The sequence below is a fragment of the Mycobacterium kyorinense genome, from assembly GCF_002101735.1.
In the GTDB taxonomy this organism is placed as follows: Bacteria; Actinomycetota; Actinomycetes; order Mycobacteriales; family Mycobacteriaceae; genus Mycobacterium; species Mycobacterium kyorinense.
Map to the genome: position 1 here is coordinate 33,089 of NZ_LQPE01000141.1, position 16,469 is coordinate 49,557.

General features: G+C 68.4%; 11 protein-coding genes. 9 read left to right on the forward strand and 2 right to left on the reverse strand.

The features are described from left to right. Positions 1 to 5: 5 nt before the first annotated feature. The 6 genes from smc (at position 6) to AWC14_RS17950 (ending at position 9,766) form a co-directional block, all read left to right on the forward strand. Positions 6 to 3,593, forward strand: a complete 3,588-nt coding sequence (gene smc, locus AWC14_RS17925) for a chromosome segregation protein SMC (RefSeq protein WP_045380993.1) — start codon at positions 6 to 8, stop codon at positions 3,591 to 3,593. A 30-nt stretch (positions 3,594 to 3,623) separates the two neighbouring features. Then, positions 3,624 to 4,859: a signal recognition particle-docking protein FtsY gene (gene ftsY / locus AWC14_RS17930; protein WP_045380996.1), complete on the forward strand. Its 1,236-nt coding sequence runs from the start codon at positions 3,624 to 3,626 to the stop codon at positions 4,857 to 4,859. A 154-nt stretch (positions 4,860 to 5,013) separates the two neighbouring features. Next, positions 5,014 to 6,534 carry an ammonium transporter gene (locus AWC14_RS17935; protein WP_193393861.1) on the forward strand — a complete coding sequence of 507 codons (1,521 nt, stop codon included), beginning with the start codon at positions 5,014 to 5,016 and terminating at the stop codon, positions 6,532 to 6,534. After that, positions 6,461 to 6,742 (forward strand): P-II family nitrogen regulator, encoded by a 282-nt coding sequence (locus tag AWC14_RS17940; protein WP_235215965.1) that lies wholly within the window; start codon positions 6,461 to 6,463, stop codon positions 6,740 to 6,742. The genes AWC14_RS17935 and AWC14_RS17940 overlap by 74 nt, the downstream gene beginning before the upstream one ends. Positions 6,743 to 6,766: 24 nt before the next feature. Beyond that, positions 6,767 to 9,214, forward strand: a complete 2,448-nt coding sequence (locus tag AWC14_RS17945) for a [protein-PII] uridylyltransferase (protein ID WP_085241385.1) — start codon at positions 6,767 to 6,769, stop codon at positions 9,212 to 9,214. Positions 9,215 to 9,487: 273 nt separating this feature from the next. Continuing rightward, positions 9,488 to 9,766, forward strand: a complete 279-nt coding sequence (locus AWC14_RS17950) for a PE family protein (RefSeq protein ID WP_045381002.1) — start codon at positions 9,488 to 9,490, stop codon at positions 9,764 to 9,766. Between the two features lie 71 nt (positions 9,767 to 9,837). Here AWC14_RS17950 and AWC14_RS17955 read toward each other — a convergent pair whose 3' ends face one another. Together AWC14_RS17955 and AWC14_RS17960 are read right to left on the reverse strand one after the other, a co-directional pair. Continuing rightward, entirely contained in the window at positions 9,838 to 11,040 is a 1,203-nt protein-coding gene (locus tag AWC14_RS17955) for a PPE family protein (protein ID WP_045381005.1), read from the reverse strand. 68 nt (positions 11,041 to 11,108) lie between these two features. Next, positions 11,109 to 12,017 (reverse strand): PPE family protein, SVP subgroup, encoded by a 909-nt coding sequence (locus AWC14_RS17960; RefSeq protein WP_045381009.1) that lies wholly within the window; start codon positions 12,015 to 12,017, stop codon positions 11,109 to 11,111. 429 nt (positions 12,018 to 12,446) lie between these two features. On the opposite strand from AWC14_RS17960, the gene AWC14_RS17965 reads away from it, so the two are divergent. From AWC14_RS17965 to AWC14_RS17975, 3 genes are all read left to right on the forward strand, one after another. Further along, positions 12,447 to 13,676, forward strand: a complete 1,230-nt coding sequence (locus tag AWC14_RS17965; protein WP_045381012.1) for a class I SAM-dependent methyltransferase — start codon at positions 12,447 to 12,449, stop codon at positions 13,674 to 13,676. 145 nt (positions 13,677 to 13,821) lie between these two features. Next, complete coding sequence (gene ffh / locus AWC14_RS17970) at positions 13,822 to 15,363, forward strand: signal recognition particle protein (RefSeq protein WP_045381015.1); 1,542 nt, start codon at positions 13,822 to 13,824, stop codon at positions 15,361 to 15,363. A gap of 4 nt (positions 15,364 to 15,367) precedes the next feature. After that, complete coding sequence (locus AWC14_RS17975) at positions 15,368 to 16,435, forward strand: metal-dependent hydrolase family protein (protein ID WP_045381018.1); 1,068 nt, start codon at positions 15,368 to 15,370, stop codon at positions 16,433 to 16,435. Positions 16,436 to 16,469: the final 34 nt, after the last annotated feature.

Here is a 16,469-nt window from a genome sequence, read left to right on the forward strand (position 1 = left end):
ACGCCGTGTACCTGAAGAGTCTGACGCTCAAGGGCTTCAAGTCCTTCGCTTCGCCGACGACTCTGCGCTTCGAGCCGGGCATCACCTGCGTCGTCGGGCCCAACGGTTCGGGCAAATCCAACGTCGTCGACGCGCTGGCCTGGGTGATGGGCGAGCAGGGCGCCAAGACGCTGCGCGGCGGGAAGATGGAAGACGTCATCTTCGCCGGTACCAGCTCGCGGGCACCGTTGGGCCGTGCCGAGGTCACCGTCACCATCGACAACTCCGACAACGCGCTGCCGATCGAATACTCCGAGGTGTCGATCACCCGTCGCATGTTCCGCGACGGCGCCAGCGAATACGAAATCAACGGCAGCAGTTGCCGTTTGATGGATGTGCAGGAGCTCCTCTCCGACTCCGGCATCGGCCGCGAGATGCACGTCATCGTCGGGCAGGGCAAGCTGAACGAGATCCTGGAGTCGCGGCCCGAGGACCGTCGGGCGTTCATCGAGGAAGCCGCCGGGGTGCTCAAGCACCGCAAGCGCAAGGAAAAGGCGGTCCGCAAACTCGAGGCGATGTCGGCGAATCTGGCCCGGCTCACCGACCTGACCACCGAACTGCGCCGCCAGCTCAAACCGCTGGGCCGCCAGGCCGAGGTGGCCCGTCGCGCGGCGACCATTCAGGCCGACCTGCGCGACGCCCGGCTGCGGTTGGCCGCCGACGACGTCGTCACCCGGCAAGCCGAGCTCGAGGACACCAACCAAGCCGAGGCGGCGTTGCGCCGCGAGCACGACGAAGCAGCCGCCCGGATGGCGGTGGCGTCGGAGGAGCTGGCGGCCCACGAGCAGGCGCTGGCCGCCTTGTCGCACAAGGCCGAATCGGCACAGCAGACCTGGTTTCGGTTGTCCGCGTTGGCCGAACGCGTCAGCGCCACCGTGCGTATCGCCCGGGAGCGCGCCCAGCATCTCGACGTCGAGCCGGCGGCCACCGGCGGCCCCGACCCCGACGCGCTGGAGGCCGAAGCCGACCAGGTCGCCGCGCAAGAGCAGCAGCTGCTGGCCGAGCTGGCCGGTACCCGCAGCCGGCTGGAGGCAGCCCGCGCGGAGCTGGCCCACCGCGAACGCCACGCCGCCGAAGCCGAAGCGGCGCACCTGGCGGCCGTGCGCGCCGAAGCCGACCGGCGCGAGGGCCTGGCCCGGTTGGCCGGCCAGGTGGAGACCATGCGGGCGCGGGTGGAATCGACGGACTCTCAAGTGGCCAAGCTCTCCGAGCGCATCGAGGAAGCCGCCGCCCGCGCCCAGCAGGCCCAGGTCGAGTTCGAAACCGTGCAGGGCCGGGTCGGCGAGCTCGACCAGGGCGAGGTCGGTCTCGACGAGCACCACGACCGCACGGTTGCCGCGCTGCGCCTGGCCGACGAGCGGGTCGCCGAACTGCAGGCCGCCGAACGCGGCGCCGAACGCCAGGTCGCGTCGCTGCGCGCGCGGATCGACGCGCTGGCGGTGGGGCTCGAACGCAAGGACGGCGCCGCTTGGCTGACCGAGAACCGCAGTGGCTCAGGCATTTTCGGCACGCTTGCGAAACTGGTCAAGGTGGCCTCCGGCTACGAGACGGCGCTGGCGGCGGTCCTCGGCGCCGCCGCCGACGCCGTAGCCGCAGACAGTTTCGGTGCGGCCCGCTCGGCGGTGAGCGCACTCAAGCAGGCCGACGGCGGTCGCGCGGCGATCGTGCTGGGGGACTGGCCGGAAGACGCTGCGCCACAAGGCATGTTGCCCGACGGCGCCCGCTGGGCGCTGGACCTGATCGAGGCGCCACCGCGGCTGCGTGGGGCGATGACGGCGATGCTGTCGGGGGTGGCGGTGGTCGCCGACCTGGCCGCGGCGCTGGATCTTGTTGCGGGACAACCAAAGCTGCGTGCGGTCACGCTCGACGGCGACTCGGTCGGCGCCGGCTGGGTCAGCGGCGGTTCGGACCGCAAACCGTCGACGCTGGAGATCACCAGCGAGATCGAGAAGGCGCGCGCCGAGTTGGCCGCCGCCGAGGCGCAGGCCAGCCAACTGTCCGCGGCGCTGTCCGGGGCGTTGAGCGAACAGGCCGCCCGCCAGGACGCCGCCGAGCAGGCGCTGGCCGCCCTCAACGAATCCGACGCCGCGATCTCGGCGATCTACGAGCAGCTGGGCCGGCTGGGCCAGGACGCCCGCACCGCCGAACAGGAGTGGCGCCGGCTGCTGCACCAGCGCGAGGAGCTGGAGGCCGGACGCGCCCAGACCCTCGAGGAGCTCGGCGAGCTCGAGACCCGGCTGCGCAACGCCGAGCAGACCCAGCCGGAGAGCGCCACCGAGCCCGTCGAGCGCCAGCAGATCGCGGCGGCCGCCGAGGCCGCCCGGGCCGCCGAGGTGGAAGCCCGGTTGGCGGTGCGCACCGCCGAAGAACGCGCGAATGCCGTTCGCGGACGGGCGGATTCGCTGCGCCGCGCCGCCGCCGCCGAACGGGAGGCACGGCTGCGCGCCCAGCAGGCCCGCGCCGCGCGTGAGCATGCCGCCGCGGTGGCCGCCGCGGTGGCCGATGCCGGGCGGCTGCTGGCCGAAAGGCTCGACCGGGTGGTGCGCGCCGCGTCGCGCAACCGCGACGCGCTGGCCGCCGAACGCCAGCAACGCTCGACGGCGATGGCGGCGGTGCGCGACGAGGTCAACGCGCTGGGCAACCGGGTCGCCGCGCTGACCGAGTCGTTGCACCGCGACGAGGTGGCCAAGGCGCAGGCCGCGCTGCGCATCGAGCAGCTCGAGCAGATGGTGCTCGAGCAGTTCGGGATGGCGCCCGACGACCTGGTCGCCGAATACGGCCCGGACGTCCCGCTGCCGCCCACAGAGCTGGAGATGGCCGAGTACGAGCAGGCCCGCGAGCGCGGCGAGCAGGTCACCGCGCCGGCGCCGATGCCCTACGACCGGGCAACCCAGGAACGCCGCGCCAAGCGCGCCGAACGCGAGCTGGCCGAGCTGGGCCGGGTCAACCCCCTGGCGCTGGAGGAGTTCGCCGCGCTGGAGGAGCGCTACAACTTCCTGTCCACCCAGCTCGAGGACGTCAAGGCGGCCCGCAAGGATCTGCTCGACGTCGTCGCCGACGTCGACGCCCGCATCCTGCAGGTGTTCACCGACGCCTACGCCGACGTGGCGCGCGAGTTCGAGCAGGTGTTCGCCGCGCTGTTCCCCGGCGGCGAGGGCCGGCTGCGACTGACCGACCCCGACGACATGCTGCACACCGGCATCGAGGTGGAGGCCCGCCCACCCGGCAAGAAGATCAAGCGACTGTCGCTGCTCTCCGGCGGCGAGAAGTCGCTGACAGCGGTGGCGATGCTGGTCGCGATCTTTCGGGCCCGCCCGTCGCCGTTCTACATCATGGACGAGGTCGAAGCCGCCCTCGACGACACCAACCTGCACCGGCTGCTGCAGCTGTTCGAGCAGTTGCGGGCCCAGTCGCAGCTGATCGTGATCACCCACCAGAAACCGACGATGGAAGTGGCCGATTCGCTGTACGGCGTGACCATGCGCGACGACGGCATCACCGCGGTCATCTCGCAGCGGCTGCGGGGTCAGGAGCTGGTAGGCAGCCCCGCATAGCCGCTGTCACGCCCCTGGAACAATGGCGGGGTGTCTGAAGGTCTGTGGATCGCACTGGCGGTCGCCGTTGCACTGGTCGTCATCGCCGCGCTGGTCTTCGGCCTGGTCCGCTACCGCCGGCGGCAGATCAGCCTGTCGGCCCGCGGAGAGACCCTCGACCGCTCCGGCGGCTACACCGCATCGTCGGGAATCACGTTCAGCCAGACAGAACGACTCGACACCACCGGCCTGCCCGGCGTCGGCGACGACGCGGCCATTCCGCGCGACGCGCCCAAACGCACCATCACCGACGTCGCACTGCCCGAACCGGACGTGGCCCCGCAGGCGCCCGAGATCGAGGCCATCGCCCCTCCCGAAGGCCGGCTGGAGCGCCTGCGCGGACGGTTGGCCAAATCCCAGAACGCGTTGGGCCGCAGCATGCTTGGCCTGCTCGGCGGCGGCGACCTCGACGAAGACTCCTGGCAGGACGTCGAGGACACCCTGCTGATCTCCGACCTCGGCCCGGTCGTCGCCACCTCGGTGGTGACGCAGCTGCGCAGCCAACTCGCCAGCAAAAACGTGCGCACCGAGGCCGAGGCCCGCGCCGTGCTGCGCGACGTCCTGATCAGCGAGCTGCGGCCCGACCTGGACCGCTCGATCCGCGCGCTGCCGCATGCCGACCATCCGTCGGTGCTGCTGGTCGTCGGCGTCAACGGCACCGGCAAGACCACGACGGTCGGCAAGCTGGCACGAGTGCTGGTCGCCGACGGTCGCCGCGTCGTCCTGGGCGCGGCCGACACGTTTCGGGCCGCCGCGGCCGACCAGCTGCAGACCTGGGCCGCCCGGGTGGGCGCCGAGGTGGTGCGCGGCGCCGAGGGGGCCGACCCCGCGTCAGTGGCGTTCGACGCCGTGGACAAGGGCATCGCGACCGGCGCCGACGTCGTCGTCATCGACACCGCCGGACGACTGCACACCAAGACCGGGCTGATGGACGAACTCGGCAAGGTCAAACGGGTGGTGAGCCGGCGAGCGGCCGTCGACGAGGTCCTGTTGGTGCTCGACGCCACGATCGGGCAGAACGGGCTCGCGCAGGCGAAGGTGTTCGCCGACGTCGTCGACATCACCGGCGCCGTGCTGACCAAGCTGGACGGGACCGCCAAGGGCGGCATCGTGTTTCGCGTCCAGCAGGAGCTGGGCGTGCCGGTCAAGCTGGTCGGGCTCGGGGAGGGGCCCGACGACCTGGCGCCGTTCGAGCCCGCCGCGTTCGTCGACGCGTTGCTCGGCTGAGCGGTGGCGATCGCAAGCGCGGCGTAGCCGGGCGCGGCGGGTCGCCACAATTGCCCGTGAGCATCCTGTAACTCCGGCGAAACCGTGCTGCGTCGGACCCGAAACAACCACTGCTCATTGTTTGACCAGGTCATACGGCGACAGGAGGTTGGGCGTGGACCATTTCCCGACGATGGGGGTACCGGACACCGGGGACACCGCCTGGATGCTGGCCAGCTCGGCGCTGGTGCTGTTGATGACGCCGGGGCTGGCGTTTTTCTACGGCGGCATGGTCCGCGCCAAGAGCGTCCTCAACATGATCATGATGAGCATCAGCGCGATGGGCGTCGTGACGGTGCTGTGGGTGCTCTACGGCTATTCGCTCGCTTTCGGCGACGACGTCGGCAACATCGCGGGCAGCCCCACCCAGTACTGGGGTCTGAAGGGCCTCATCGGTGTCAACGCCGTCGCCGCCGACCCGGCCAACTCGACGCCCGGCGTTGAGATTCCGCTGGTGGGTACCTTGCCCGCGACGGTTTTCGTGGCGTTCCAACTGATGTTCGCGATCATCACCGTCGCGTTGATCTCCGGTGCGGTGGCCGACCGGTTGAAGTTCGGTAGCTGGATGCTGTTTGCCGCACTGTGGGCGACGGTCGTGTACTTCCCGATCGCCCACTGGGTGTTCGCCGCCGACAAGGCCGCATCCGCCCACGGCGGCTGGATCCTCAACGAGCTGCACGCGATCGACTTCGCCGGCGGCACCGCCGTGCACATCAATGCCGGTGCGGCGGGCCTGGTGCTGGCCATCATCCTCGGCAAGCGCCGAGGCTGGCCCGCAACGCCGATGCGGCCACACAACCTGCCCTTCGTCATGCTGGGGGCGGGCCTGCTGTGGTTCGGCTGGTACGGGTTCAACGCCGGTTCGGCCACCAGCGCCAACGGTGGGGCCGGTTCGACGTTCATCACCACCACGATCGCGACGGCCGCCGCCATGCTCGCCTGGTTGCTCACCGAGCGCATCCGCGACGGCCGTGCGACGTCACTGGGCGCCGCGTCGGGCATCGTGGCAGGCCTGGTCGCCATCACCCCGTCGTGCTCGTCGGTGAATGTTGTGGGAGCGTTGGCAATCGGCTTTGTGGCCGGGGTCGCGTGCGCGTTGGCCGTCGGGCTGAAGTACCGATTCGGCTTTGACGACTCCCTCGACGTCGTGGGGGTGCATCTGGTCGGAGGCTTGGTCGGCACCCTGCTGGTTGGCCTGCTGGCGGCGCCGGAGTCCCTTGCCATCGCCGGAGTCTCGGGGGTGTCGCCGGGCTTGCTCTACGGCGGCGGTTTCGCTCAGCTGTCGCGGCAGGCCATCGGCGCGGGCAGTGTCTTTGCGTATTCGGTTGTCGGCACGGCTATCTTGGCTCTGGTCGTGAAATTCACCATCGGGCTGCGCCTCAACGCGGAGGATGAAGCCTCGGGCATCGACGAAGCTCAGCACGCCGAGAGCGGTTACGACTTCGCGGTTGTCGCCAGTTCGGTTCCTGCACATCACGGCATCGAGGGAGCAGAGGGACAAGGATATGAAGCTGATTACCGCGATCGTCAAGCCGTTCACGCTGGAAGACATCAAGCACAGCCTGGAGGAGCTGGGGCTCCTGGGGATGACGGTCAGCGAAGTCAAGGGGTACGGGCGACAGAAGGGTCACACTGAAGTTTACCGGGGTGCCGAGTACTCGGTGGATTTCGTGCCGAAGGTGCGGATCGAGGTCTTGGTCGACGACTTCGCCGCGGACAAAGTGGTCGATGCCATTGTGCGGGCGGCTCGCACCGGCAAGATCGGCGACGGCAAAGTGTGGGTCAGCCCCGTCGAAACCGTTGTGCGGGTTCGCACCGGTGAGCGTGGAGTCGACGCGATTTGAGCACCTGATCCGACCTGGGCAGCAATGACACCACCTGGCCCAGATTCACCCGAGGCATTCCGGTCGGACATCGCCTCAGGTGAAAATTGCTGCGCCGCAACTGATCTAGCCGCTGCCCGGGCTCAGCTGCTGGCCAGCTCGCCAGGCCAAGTGGATGCGGCGGCGCTGCGCCGAGCGTGGGGCGAGCTGCACGAATTCTGGCTGTCCGCCAAGGCTGCCGAAATCGGTATCACGGCCCACAGTGGCTTTGCGGTTATCGCGACCGGTTCACTGGGCCGTCGCGAGCTGCTGCCGCATTCTGACCTGGACCTGCTGCTTGTGCACGACGAGATGCCCGCAGAAACCGTCGGTCAGGTCGCGGAGAAGCTGTGGTATCCCTTGTGGGACAGCAACATTCGCCTGGACCATAGTGTGCGCACCGTTGCCGAGGCATTGCAGGTTGCGGGCGAGGACATTTCCGCCGGACTGGCCATGCTGGACGCGCGCCACATCGCCGGCGACGAGCGGCTCTCGGCGCGACTCGTCGACGGCGTACGCCAGCAGTGGCGAGCTGAAATCCGTTCGCGCTTCGACGAACTCGTCGACGTCACGCAATCGCGGTGGCGCCGCAGCGGCGAGATCGCGCACCGCGCCGAGCCCGACCTGAAATGCGGTCGCGGCGGGCTGCGCGACGTCCAACTGCTCGAGGCGCTGGCCGTGGCCCAGCTCGCCGACCGCGACGGCGGTTCGCTGGCCGGCGCGTACCTCACGCTGCTCGACGTGCGCACCGAACTGCACCGCGTCTCGGGCCGCGGCCATGACCTGCTGTTGGCCCAGTACGCGGACGAGATCAGCGCGGCGCTGCGGATCGGCGACCGATACGACCTGGCCCGCAGCCTTTCCGACGTGGCCCGGACCGTCAGCTATCGGGTCGATGCCGGCCTGCGCACCGCCGCCAACGCGCTGCCGCGGCGCGGGATGTCGGCGATGCGGCCGCGGCTGCGCCGGCCGCTGGACGCGGGCGTGGTCGAGTACGCGGGGGAGGTGGTGCTGGCCCGCGACGCGCGACCGGAACGCGATCCCGCCCTGGTGTTGCGGGTGGCCGCTGCGTCGGCCGTCACCGGCTTGCCGATCGCGGCGTCCACGCTGAGCTGGCTGGCCGACACCGCGCCCGAGCTGCGCACACCGTGGCCGCGCGAAGCGCTGGACAATCTGCTGGTCCTGCTGGCCGCCGGGCCCGCGATGGTGGCAACCATCGAGGCGCTGGACCGCACGGGGCTGTGGGGCCGGCTGTTCCCGGAATGGGAGGCCGTCCGCGACCTGCCGCCCCACGACATCGTCCACATCTGGACCGTGGACCGGCACTTGGTCGAAACAGCTGTGCGCGCAAGGGTTTTCACCACCCGGGTAGCGCGTCCGGATTTGCTGGTACTGGCCGCGCTGCTGCACGACATCGGTAAGGGCCGCGGCACGGACCACAGCGTCATCGGCGCCAAGCTGGCCACGCAGATCGGCACCAGGCTAGGTATGTGGCCCTCCGACGTCGAGATGCTCTCGAAGCTGGTGTTGCACCACTTGTTGCTGGCGAAGACCGCCACCCGGCACGACCTCAACGACCCGGACACCATCGCCACCGTCACCGAGGCGCTTGGCGGGGATCCGGTGCTGCTGGAGGTATTGCACGCGCTGACCGAAGCCGACGCGCTGGCCACCGGGCCGGCGGTGTGGAGCGACTGGAAGGCGTCGCTGGTCGCTGACCTGGTGCGGCGCTGTCGGCTGGTGATGGCCGGCGAGTCGCTGCCGCACGCCGATCCGATCGATCCCGAATACCTTTCGCGGGCCGCGGACCACGGTGTGCATGTGGAGTTGCGGGCCGGCAGCAGCCGGCGCAGCTACCACGTGGCCATGATCGCCCCGGACCAGCGCGGGTTGTTGTCCAAAGCCGCGGGCGTGTTGGCGCTCAACTCGCTGCGGGTGCATTCGGCATCGGTGAACATCCACGAGGGCGCCGCGATCAACGAATTCGTGGTATCGCCCTACTTCGGTTCTCCGGCCGCCGCCGACCTGCTGCGTCAGCAGTTCGCCGGAGCGCTCGGCGGCGACCTCGACGTGCTGGGCATGCTCGCGGAGCGCGACAGCGATGCGCACCGCAGCCCTGTCCGCGACGTGCCGACCGGCGTCCCCGTCCACGATTCGACCGCCCGGCCACGCATCGTCTGGTTCGACGGCACGGCCGGCAGGCAGGTCATCGAGGTTCGCGCCACCGACAGCGCCGGCTTGCTCGCCCGGCTCACCGGCACGCTGGAGCGGGCCGGGGCGGACATCGTCTGGGCGAAAGTGACCACGCGAGGCTCGATGGTCGACGACGTGTTCTGCGTCGTGCTGCCTAACGGGAAAGCCGAGAACGCTTCGGAGCTGCAAGGTGCGATCGAGCGCGAGCTGCTCGCCGAATTGGGCGGCGGCGCCGAAAGATCGGTCGACCGCGCCAGCTAGGAATTGCGGCGCCGATTACAACCAGCGTCGCGCAGCTGAATTTCCCACTTTCGAAAGCCTGCGGAGGCTACGTCAAAAGTTTCAGCATTGTTAAGTTCTTCATGTTTCCGTCATGTTCGAGCGAAATTTGTTAAAGGTTCGGGCGCGGCCGTTAAAAAGCCGTTGTCAACCTGTTCTTCGGCCGGTCGGTCGGCAAAACTATGAACGACGAATGGGCAGTCGCTGCACTGGCCGGCCCATTTTTCCGGTGGATTCGAGAAAGGTTCGTTCGTTATGGCCACACAGCCGGAAGGGTTGGCGGCGGCGCTGACAAAACTGCAAGGCCGGGGCGCGGCCCTGGCGGCTCTGGAGGCGGCCATCGCCGCCCCGCCGGCCGGGCTGGCCCCGGCAGCCAGCGACGAGGTGTCGGCATTGATGGCGACACAGTTCGCCCTGCACGGGGAGGCCTATCAGGCGGTCAGCGCCCAAGCCCGGGCGATGCACGAGATGTTCGTCGGCATCCTGGCTGCCGGCGCTGCTGCGCAGGCAGCGACTGACGCCGCCGACAGCTAAAGGTCAACGAAAAGGCTGCGGTTGCCGCTTGATGCGCGGCGACCGCAGCCTTTGTCTTGTAGGCGTGCTCGTCAGACGAGCACCTGCTTGGGCATCACCGTGGGCTTGACCCCGTAACGCGGCGCCCCGAAACCGTAGCCGGCGCGGCCGGCCGAGGCGACCGACGGCATACCGGCCGGCAGGGCCGTCACCTCGCCAGCCTCTTCGGCGGCCGCCGTCCACCCGCTGCCCGCCAACGTGGCGCCGGTACCGGCCGGCGTAGCCGAGGACCAACTGGCCGGCACCGACAATCCGCTGCCGATCGAGGACGCCGACCCCATCCCCGCCAGCACCGTCGGCGCACCGAAACCGCCGGTGGCAGGGGCCGCCGAACCCGCCAGCGTCATGCCCATGCCCACGCCGGCGCCGACCGGCGTGACTTCGCCGACCGTGACGCCCGCCGGGGCATTGGCCACGAAGTGGCCCAGGGTCGCCGCGGCCGAGATGGTCATCATCGCGCACCACGACGCGGTGACATCTGCGGAGTTGATGGTGTTCGACACCATCGGGACGCCGAGCAGGTCGTTGAGACCTTGCCAGATCGAGGTTCCGGAACTCGCGTTCGACGTGACCGCGCTCAGCGGGTTGGCGAGCGCCCCCTGCGCGTTGGTCAGGTTGCCGAGCAGCCCGCTCAGGCCCGTCGACGTCGCATTGCTGTTGGCGGCGTTGGCGACCGCGGCAGCTTGCAGACCGCCTCCGGCCGGGTTGGTGTTCTGGGCCGGTGGGGTCAGCGGTGACACCTGCGCGTTCACCGCCGATGTGGCCGCGTAGCCGTACAGGGCGGCGGCGTCTTGCGCCCAGAATTCCGCGTACATGGCTTCGTTCGCCATGATCGCCGGGGTGTTCTGCCCCAGAATGTTCGTCGCGACGAGGGCCGCCAGCTGCGCCCTGTTGGCCGCGATCACCGGCGGTGGCACGGTGGCCATGAAGGCCGTCTCGTAGGCCGCCGCCGACGCCATGGACTTGGATGCCGCTTCCTGCAGCTGCCCGGAGGTGGTGTTCAGCCAGGCGATGTAGGGCTGGGCCGCGGCGGCCATCGATGCCGACGACGGTCCAAGCCACTCGGAGCCGACGAGTTGGGAGATCACCGCCTCGTAGGAAGCCGCGTTCGAGCTCAATTCCGAGCTCAGGCTGCTGAACGCCGACGCGGCGGCCATCATCGGGCCGGCTCCTGCCCCGGCGTACATGAGCGCAGAGTTGACCTCCGGCGGTCGCGCTGCGAAATCAAAGAACATTGCGTTGCATCCCGTCCCTCAGTTGAGCCAATCGATAAACCCGGCCGCCATTGGCCATCGCAAATCCCTTACGTAACCGTCGGTTTGGGCATTGCCGGCATGACCTTGGGTTTGACGCCGTAGCGCGGCGCTCCGAAGCCGTAGCCGCCGCGACCGGCCGAGGCGACCGACGGCATGCCGGCCGGCATGGTGGTCACCGTCCCGGCGTGGGGCGCAGCCGTGGTCCAGTTCTGAGCCGCAAACGTCACGGGCGTACTCGCTCCCGGGACTCCGGCTGCCCAGCTCGGCGGCACCGACAGCCCACCGACAGCTGAGGCCTGGCCGACCCCGGCCAGCACCGCCGGCGCGCCGCCAAGTCCGCCGACCCCGCCGGCAGCTGCCGGAGCGACGGCTCCGTCCAAGCCGGCCGCCAGGCCGCCCACGTCGGCGGCGGCTTCCTCGGGTAGGGCGGAGAGAAGTCCGCCGCCGCCCATACCGATCAGGTCCGACGCCGCCGACGCCCAGTTCCCGACCTGGATGTTGCCAAGGTTGGCGAGGTTGCTGTTGAGCGGGTTCGACGACGAACCGAGCATGTTGGCGAGGTTTTCGAGAATGTCGCCGAGCCCCGTCGACTGTGTCGGGGCCGCCGACGCGGCCGACGACGCTCCGAACAGCGATCCCATTCCCTGCAGCGGCGTCGAGGCGGCCGCGACCTGGTTGGCCGCCTCGGTCTCTCCGTACGAGCCCGCGCTGGTTCCCAGCAGGTTCACGAACTGCTGGTGGACGGCCTGCGCCTGGGCGCTGACCGACTGGTACAGCTGCCCGTACGTGGAGAACACGCCCGCCTGCAGCAACGACACCTCGTCGGAGGCCGCGGGCAGGATGGCTGTGGTGGGAGGTGCGGCGGCCGCGCTCTCGGCGGAAAACGAATTGCCGATGCCCTCGAGCTGGGCTGCGGCTGCGGCGATCGCTTCAGGCATCGTCTTGACGAACACCATGTATTTCTCCCGAGCAAAATAAATCGACTCTTTCAGGAGCCGACTATGAGTTGAGTGTGTGGCGGTCTGGCAATGGATCCACCGCTATTTTGCTTAACCGTCGGGCCCGGACAAAGCGGGTTAATGACTTTTTAACGTCGGCGGGTAAACTTTTAACAGTTCGTATCCGGGCCGCCTAGGGGAGATGTAACTGGGCTGTTAAAAAATCCTCACCATTTATGAGTTGGGCAAGTTTCCAAATGCTCACCGCCCATAAAAATCGACTTGCACCGGCGGCGGTGCGTTAAAGGCGCGTTACCGAGTTCTCGCGGCCCCGGCCGGGCATCCGCGGAGCAGGCGCTCGCAGGCCTCGGCCGGGTACCGTCGTCGCAACCAGCCCAGCCATCGCGCAGGCCGGGCGCCGTTCACTGACAGGGGGTTGCCGCTGACGTGAACGACGACCCGCGCACCGATGCGGTCGGCCGCCAGTACCAGCGGTGGACGTACCCGCCTCCGATCCGGGACCTCGACGAGTGGACGGCGAGCCACTGGGAGTGGTTCGACCCTGTGCATGCTCACCGTGTTTTATGGCCGGACCGTGAATACCAGCCCGACCTCGACATCTTGATTGCGGGCTGCGGCACCAATCAGGCGGCGGTGTTTGCATACACCAATCCCAATGCGAAAGTGCTGGCGGTCGACATCAGCCAGTCCTCACTTGAGCACCAGCAGTATTTGAAAGACAAGCACAGGCTGTCGAACTTAGATTTGTGTCTGATGCCGATCGAAGAACTGCCGACATTGGGCCGCGATTTCGATCTGCTGGTATCGACCGGCGTATTGCATCACATGGCGGATCCGCTTACCGGCATGAAGGCGCTCGCCGCCTGCTTGCGCCGAGATGGCGCTATGGCTGTCATGCTCTATGCAAAGTACGGCCGGCTCGGGATTGATTTGCTGGAATCGGTCTTTCGTGACTTGGGGCTGGTTCAGGACGATGCATCGGTCCAAATAGTCAAAGACACGCTTTCCCTGCTGCCGGCCGATCATCCCGCCCAAAGCTATCTCAAACTAGCCCGAGATCTGCAGACCGACGCCGCCTTCGTCGACACGTTCCTGCACGGTAGAGCACGTAGTTATACCGTCGAAGAATGTGTCGCCCTGGCGGCAGCAGCGGGCCTGCAGTTTCAGGGTTGGTTCCACAAGACACCGTATTATCCGCACGACTTGCTGGTTCAGGAAAGCAAGTTTCACGCGATCGTCGAGGCGTTGCCCGAGCATCGAACGTGGTCGGTCATGGAGCGCCTTCAGACGTCAAATGGCTGCCACTTTTTCATGGCCTGCAGGCCCGACCGCCCGAAAAAAAGTTACACCATCGACTTTCGGACGGCCGAGGCGCTGGATTACATTCCGATGCTGCGCACACGTTGCGGCTTCTCCGGCAGCGAAATTTACTGGCCCGGCGCGCGCATGCGTCTGACTCCAATTCAAACGGCATTTGTAGGGTACGTCGACGGGCATCGCACCATTCGAGAGATCGCCGAATGCGTGGCGAAGCAGAGCCAAGTCGGTGAGATTCACCATGAGAACTTCGGCCGGAAGTTATTCCAGTCGCTGTGGCGTCTCGATTTTGTCGCGATGGCCCTCAACACGAGCTCACCTGGCCAGACGCAGGTCTGACTGCGATTGCCGCGCCCCGCTAGCCCCATGATGGCGACCCGCCGCGCCCGGCTCGGCCGCGCTTGCGATCGCCACTGTGTTGGATGGCCAGCCTCCATCCTCGCGCCGTGCCGGCGCTCGTCGTCGCCCGGCTAGGCTGGGCGGCGTGTTTGAATCCCTGTCCGACCGGCTGACCGGCGCCCTGCAGGGGCTGCGCGGCAAGGGCCGGCTGACCGACGCCGACATCGACGCCACCACCCGCGAAATCCGGCTGGCGCTGCTGGAAGCCGACGTCTCGCTGGCGGTGGTGCGGGCCTTCGTCAGCCGAATCAAGGAACGCGCCAAGGGCGCCGAGGTGTCGGGTGCCCTCAACCCGGCGCAGCAGGTCGTCAAGATCGTCAACGAAGAACTCATCGGCATCCTGGGCGGCGAGACCCGCCAGCTGAGGTTCGCCAAGACCCCGCCGACCGTGGTGATGCTCGCCGGTCTGCAGGGCTCCGGTAAGACGACGCTGGCCGGTAAGCTGGCCGCCTGGCTGCGCGGTCAAGGCCACACGCCGCTGTTGGTGGCTTGCGACCTGCAGCGCCCCGCCGCGGTGAACCAGCTGCAGGTCGTCGGCGAGCGCGCCGGCGTTCCGGTGTTCGCGCCGCATCCCGGCTCGTCTCCTGAATCCGGCCCCGGTGATCCGGTCGCCGTCGCCTCCGCGGGGCTCGAGGAGGCGAGGGCCAAGCATTTCGACGTCGTCATCGTCGACACCGCCGGCCGGCTGGGCATCGACGAGGAGATGATGGCGCAGGCCGCCGCCATCCGTTCGGCGATCGATCCCGACGAGGTGATCTTCGTCCTCGACGCGATGATCGGTCAGGACGCCGTCACCACTGCCGAGGCATTCCGCGAGGGCGTCGGCTTCACCGGCGTGGTGCTGACCAAGCTGGACGGTGACGCCCGCGGCGGCGCCGCCCTTTCGGTCCGCGAATTGACCGGTGTCCCAATACTTTTCGCCTCCACCGGGGAGAAGCTGGAAGACTTCGACGTCTTCCACCCCGACCGGATGTCCAGCCGCATCCTCGGCATGGGCGACCTGCTCAGCCTGATCGAACAGGCCGAGCAGGTCTTCGACGCGCAACAGGCCGAGGCCGCTGCCGTCAAGATCGGAACCGGCGAGCTGACGCTCGAGGATTTCCTCGAGCAGATGCTGGCCATCCGCAAGATGGGACCGATCGGCAACCTGCTCGGCATGCTGCCGGGCGCCGGCCAGATGAAGGAGGCCCTGGCCGCCGTCGACGACAAACAACTCGACCGGCTGCAGGCCATCATCCGCGGAATGACACCGCAGGAGCGCGCCGACCCGAAGATCATCAACGCCTCGCGCCGGCTGCGGATCGCCAACGGTTCCGGGGTGACCGTCTCGGAGGTCAACCAGCTGGTCGACCGCTTTTTCGAGGCCCGCAAGATGATGTCGTCGATGGTCGGCGGCATGGGCATACCCGGGCTCGGCCGCAAGTCGGCGACCCGAAAGGCCGCAAAAGCCAAGGGCGGAAAGGGCAAAAAGGGCAAGAAGCGCGGCCCGACACCGCCGAGGCGCAGCCCGGTCGGGCTGCCCGCCGGCTTCCCCGACCTGTCACAGATGCCGGCCGGCCTTGACGAGTTGCCGCCCGGCCTCGCCGATATCGACTTGTCCAAGCTGAATTTCCCCGGCAAGAAATAGCCGCATGCGGCTCCACGTCCGCGGACACCGACTGCCCGACGACCAACCGGTGCAGTGGTGGATCGTTGACGGCACGCTCAGCGCCGAACCCGTCGCGGGCGCCGAAACCGTTTTCGACCAAGGCTGGATCCTGCCCGGGCTCGTCGACGCGCACTGTCACGTCGGCGTCGGCCCGGGCGGCGCCGTCGAGCTCGACGAGGCGATCCGGCAGGCCGAAACCGAACGCGACGCCGGCGCTCTGCTGCTGCGCGACTGCGGCTCGCCGATCGACACCCGCAGCCTCGACGATCGTGACAATCTGCCCCGGATCATTCGTGCCGGACGGCATTTGGCCAAACCGAAACGCTACATCCCCGGGTTGCCGATCGACATCGACGACGAATCGCAGCTACCCGCCGCGGTGGCCGAGCAAGCTCGTCGCGGCGACGGCTGGGTCAAGCTGGTCGGCGACTGGATTGACCGTGAGGTCGGCGATCTGGCGCCGCTGTGGTCCGACGAGGTGCTCAAAGCCGCGATCGACACCGCGCACGCCCACGGCGCCCGCGTCACGGCGCACGTCTTCGGTGAGGACGCGCTGCCCGGGCTGATCAAAGCCGGCATCGACTGCATCGAGCACGGCACCGGGCTCACCGACGACACCATCGAGCTGATGGTCGAGCACGGCACCACCCTGGTGCCCACGCTGATCAATATCGAGAACTTCCCGGGCATCGCCGAGCGGGCCTCGCGCTACCCGGTTTACGCCGACCACATGCGCAACCTGTATGCGCGTGGCCGCCAGCGGGTCGCCGCCGCGCGCGATGCCGGTGTGCCGATCTATGCCGGCACCGACGCCGGCGGCGGCATCACCCACGGGCGCATCGCCGACGAGGTCGACGCGCTCAAGGGCATCGGGATGAGCCCGACGGAGGCGCTCGGAGCGGCGTGCTGGGACGCCCGGCGCTGGCTGGGCCGGCCGGCTCTGGAGCACGGTGCCTCGGCAGATCTGTTGTGCTACACCGACGATCCTCGTTACGGCGCCGCCGTGCTCAACCGGCCGGACCTGGTGATCCTGCGCGGCCGGGTGTTCTGACCGGCGCGATCGAGGTCTGGCCGTTAGCATCGAA

Bases quoted from the DNA above. Each gene is read 5' to 3' on its own strand.
- AWC14_RS17955 (WP_045381005.1), bottom strand. From the start codon at position 11,040: ATGTTCTTTGATTTCGCAGCGCGACCGCCGGAGGTCAACTCTGCGCTC.
- AWC14_RS17975 (WP_045381018.1), top strand. From the start codon at position 15,368: ATGCGGCTCCACGTCCGCGGACACCGACTGCCCGACGACCAACCGGTG.
- AWC14_RS17950 (WP_045381002.1), top strand. From the start codon at position 9,488: ATGGCCACACAGCCGGAAGGGTTGGCGGCGGCGCTGACAAAACTGCAA.
- AWC14_RS17945 (WP_085241385.1), top strand. From the start codon at position 6,767: ATGACACCACCTGGCCCAGATTCACCCGAGGCATTCCGGTCGGACATC.
- AWC14_RS17960 (WP_045381009.1), bottom strand. From the start codon at position 12,017: ATGGTGTTCGTCAAGACGATGCCTGAAGCGATCGCCGCAGCCGCAGCC.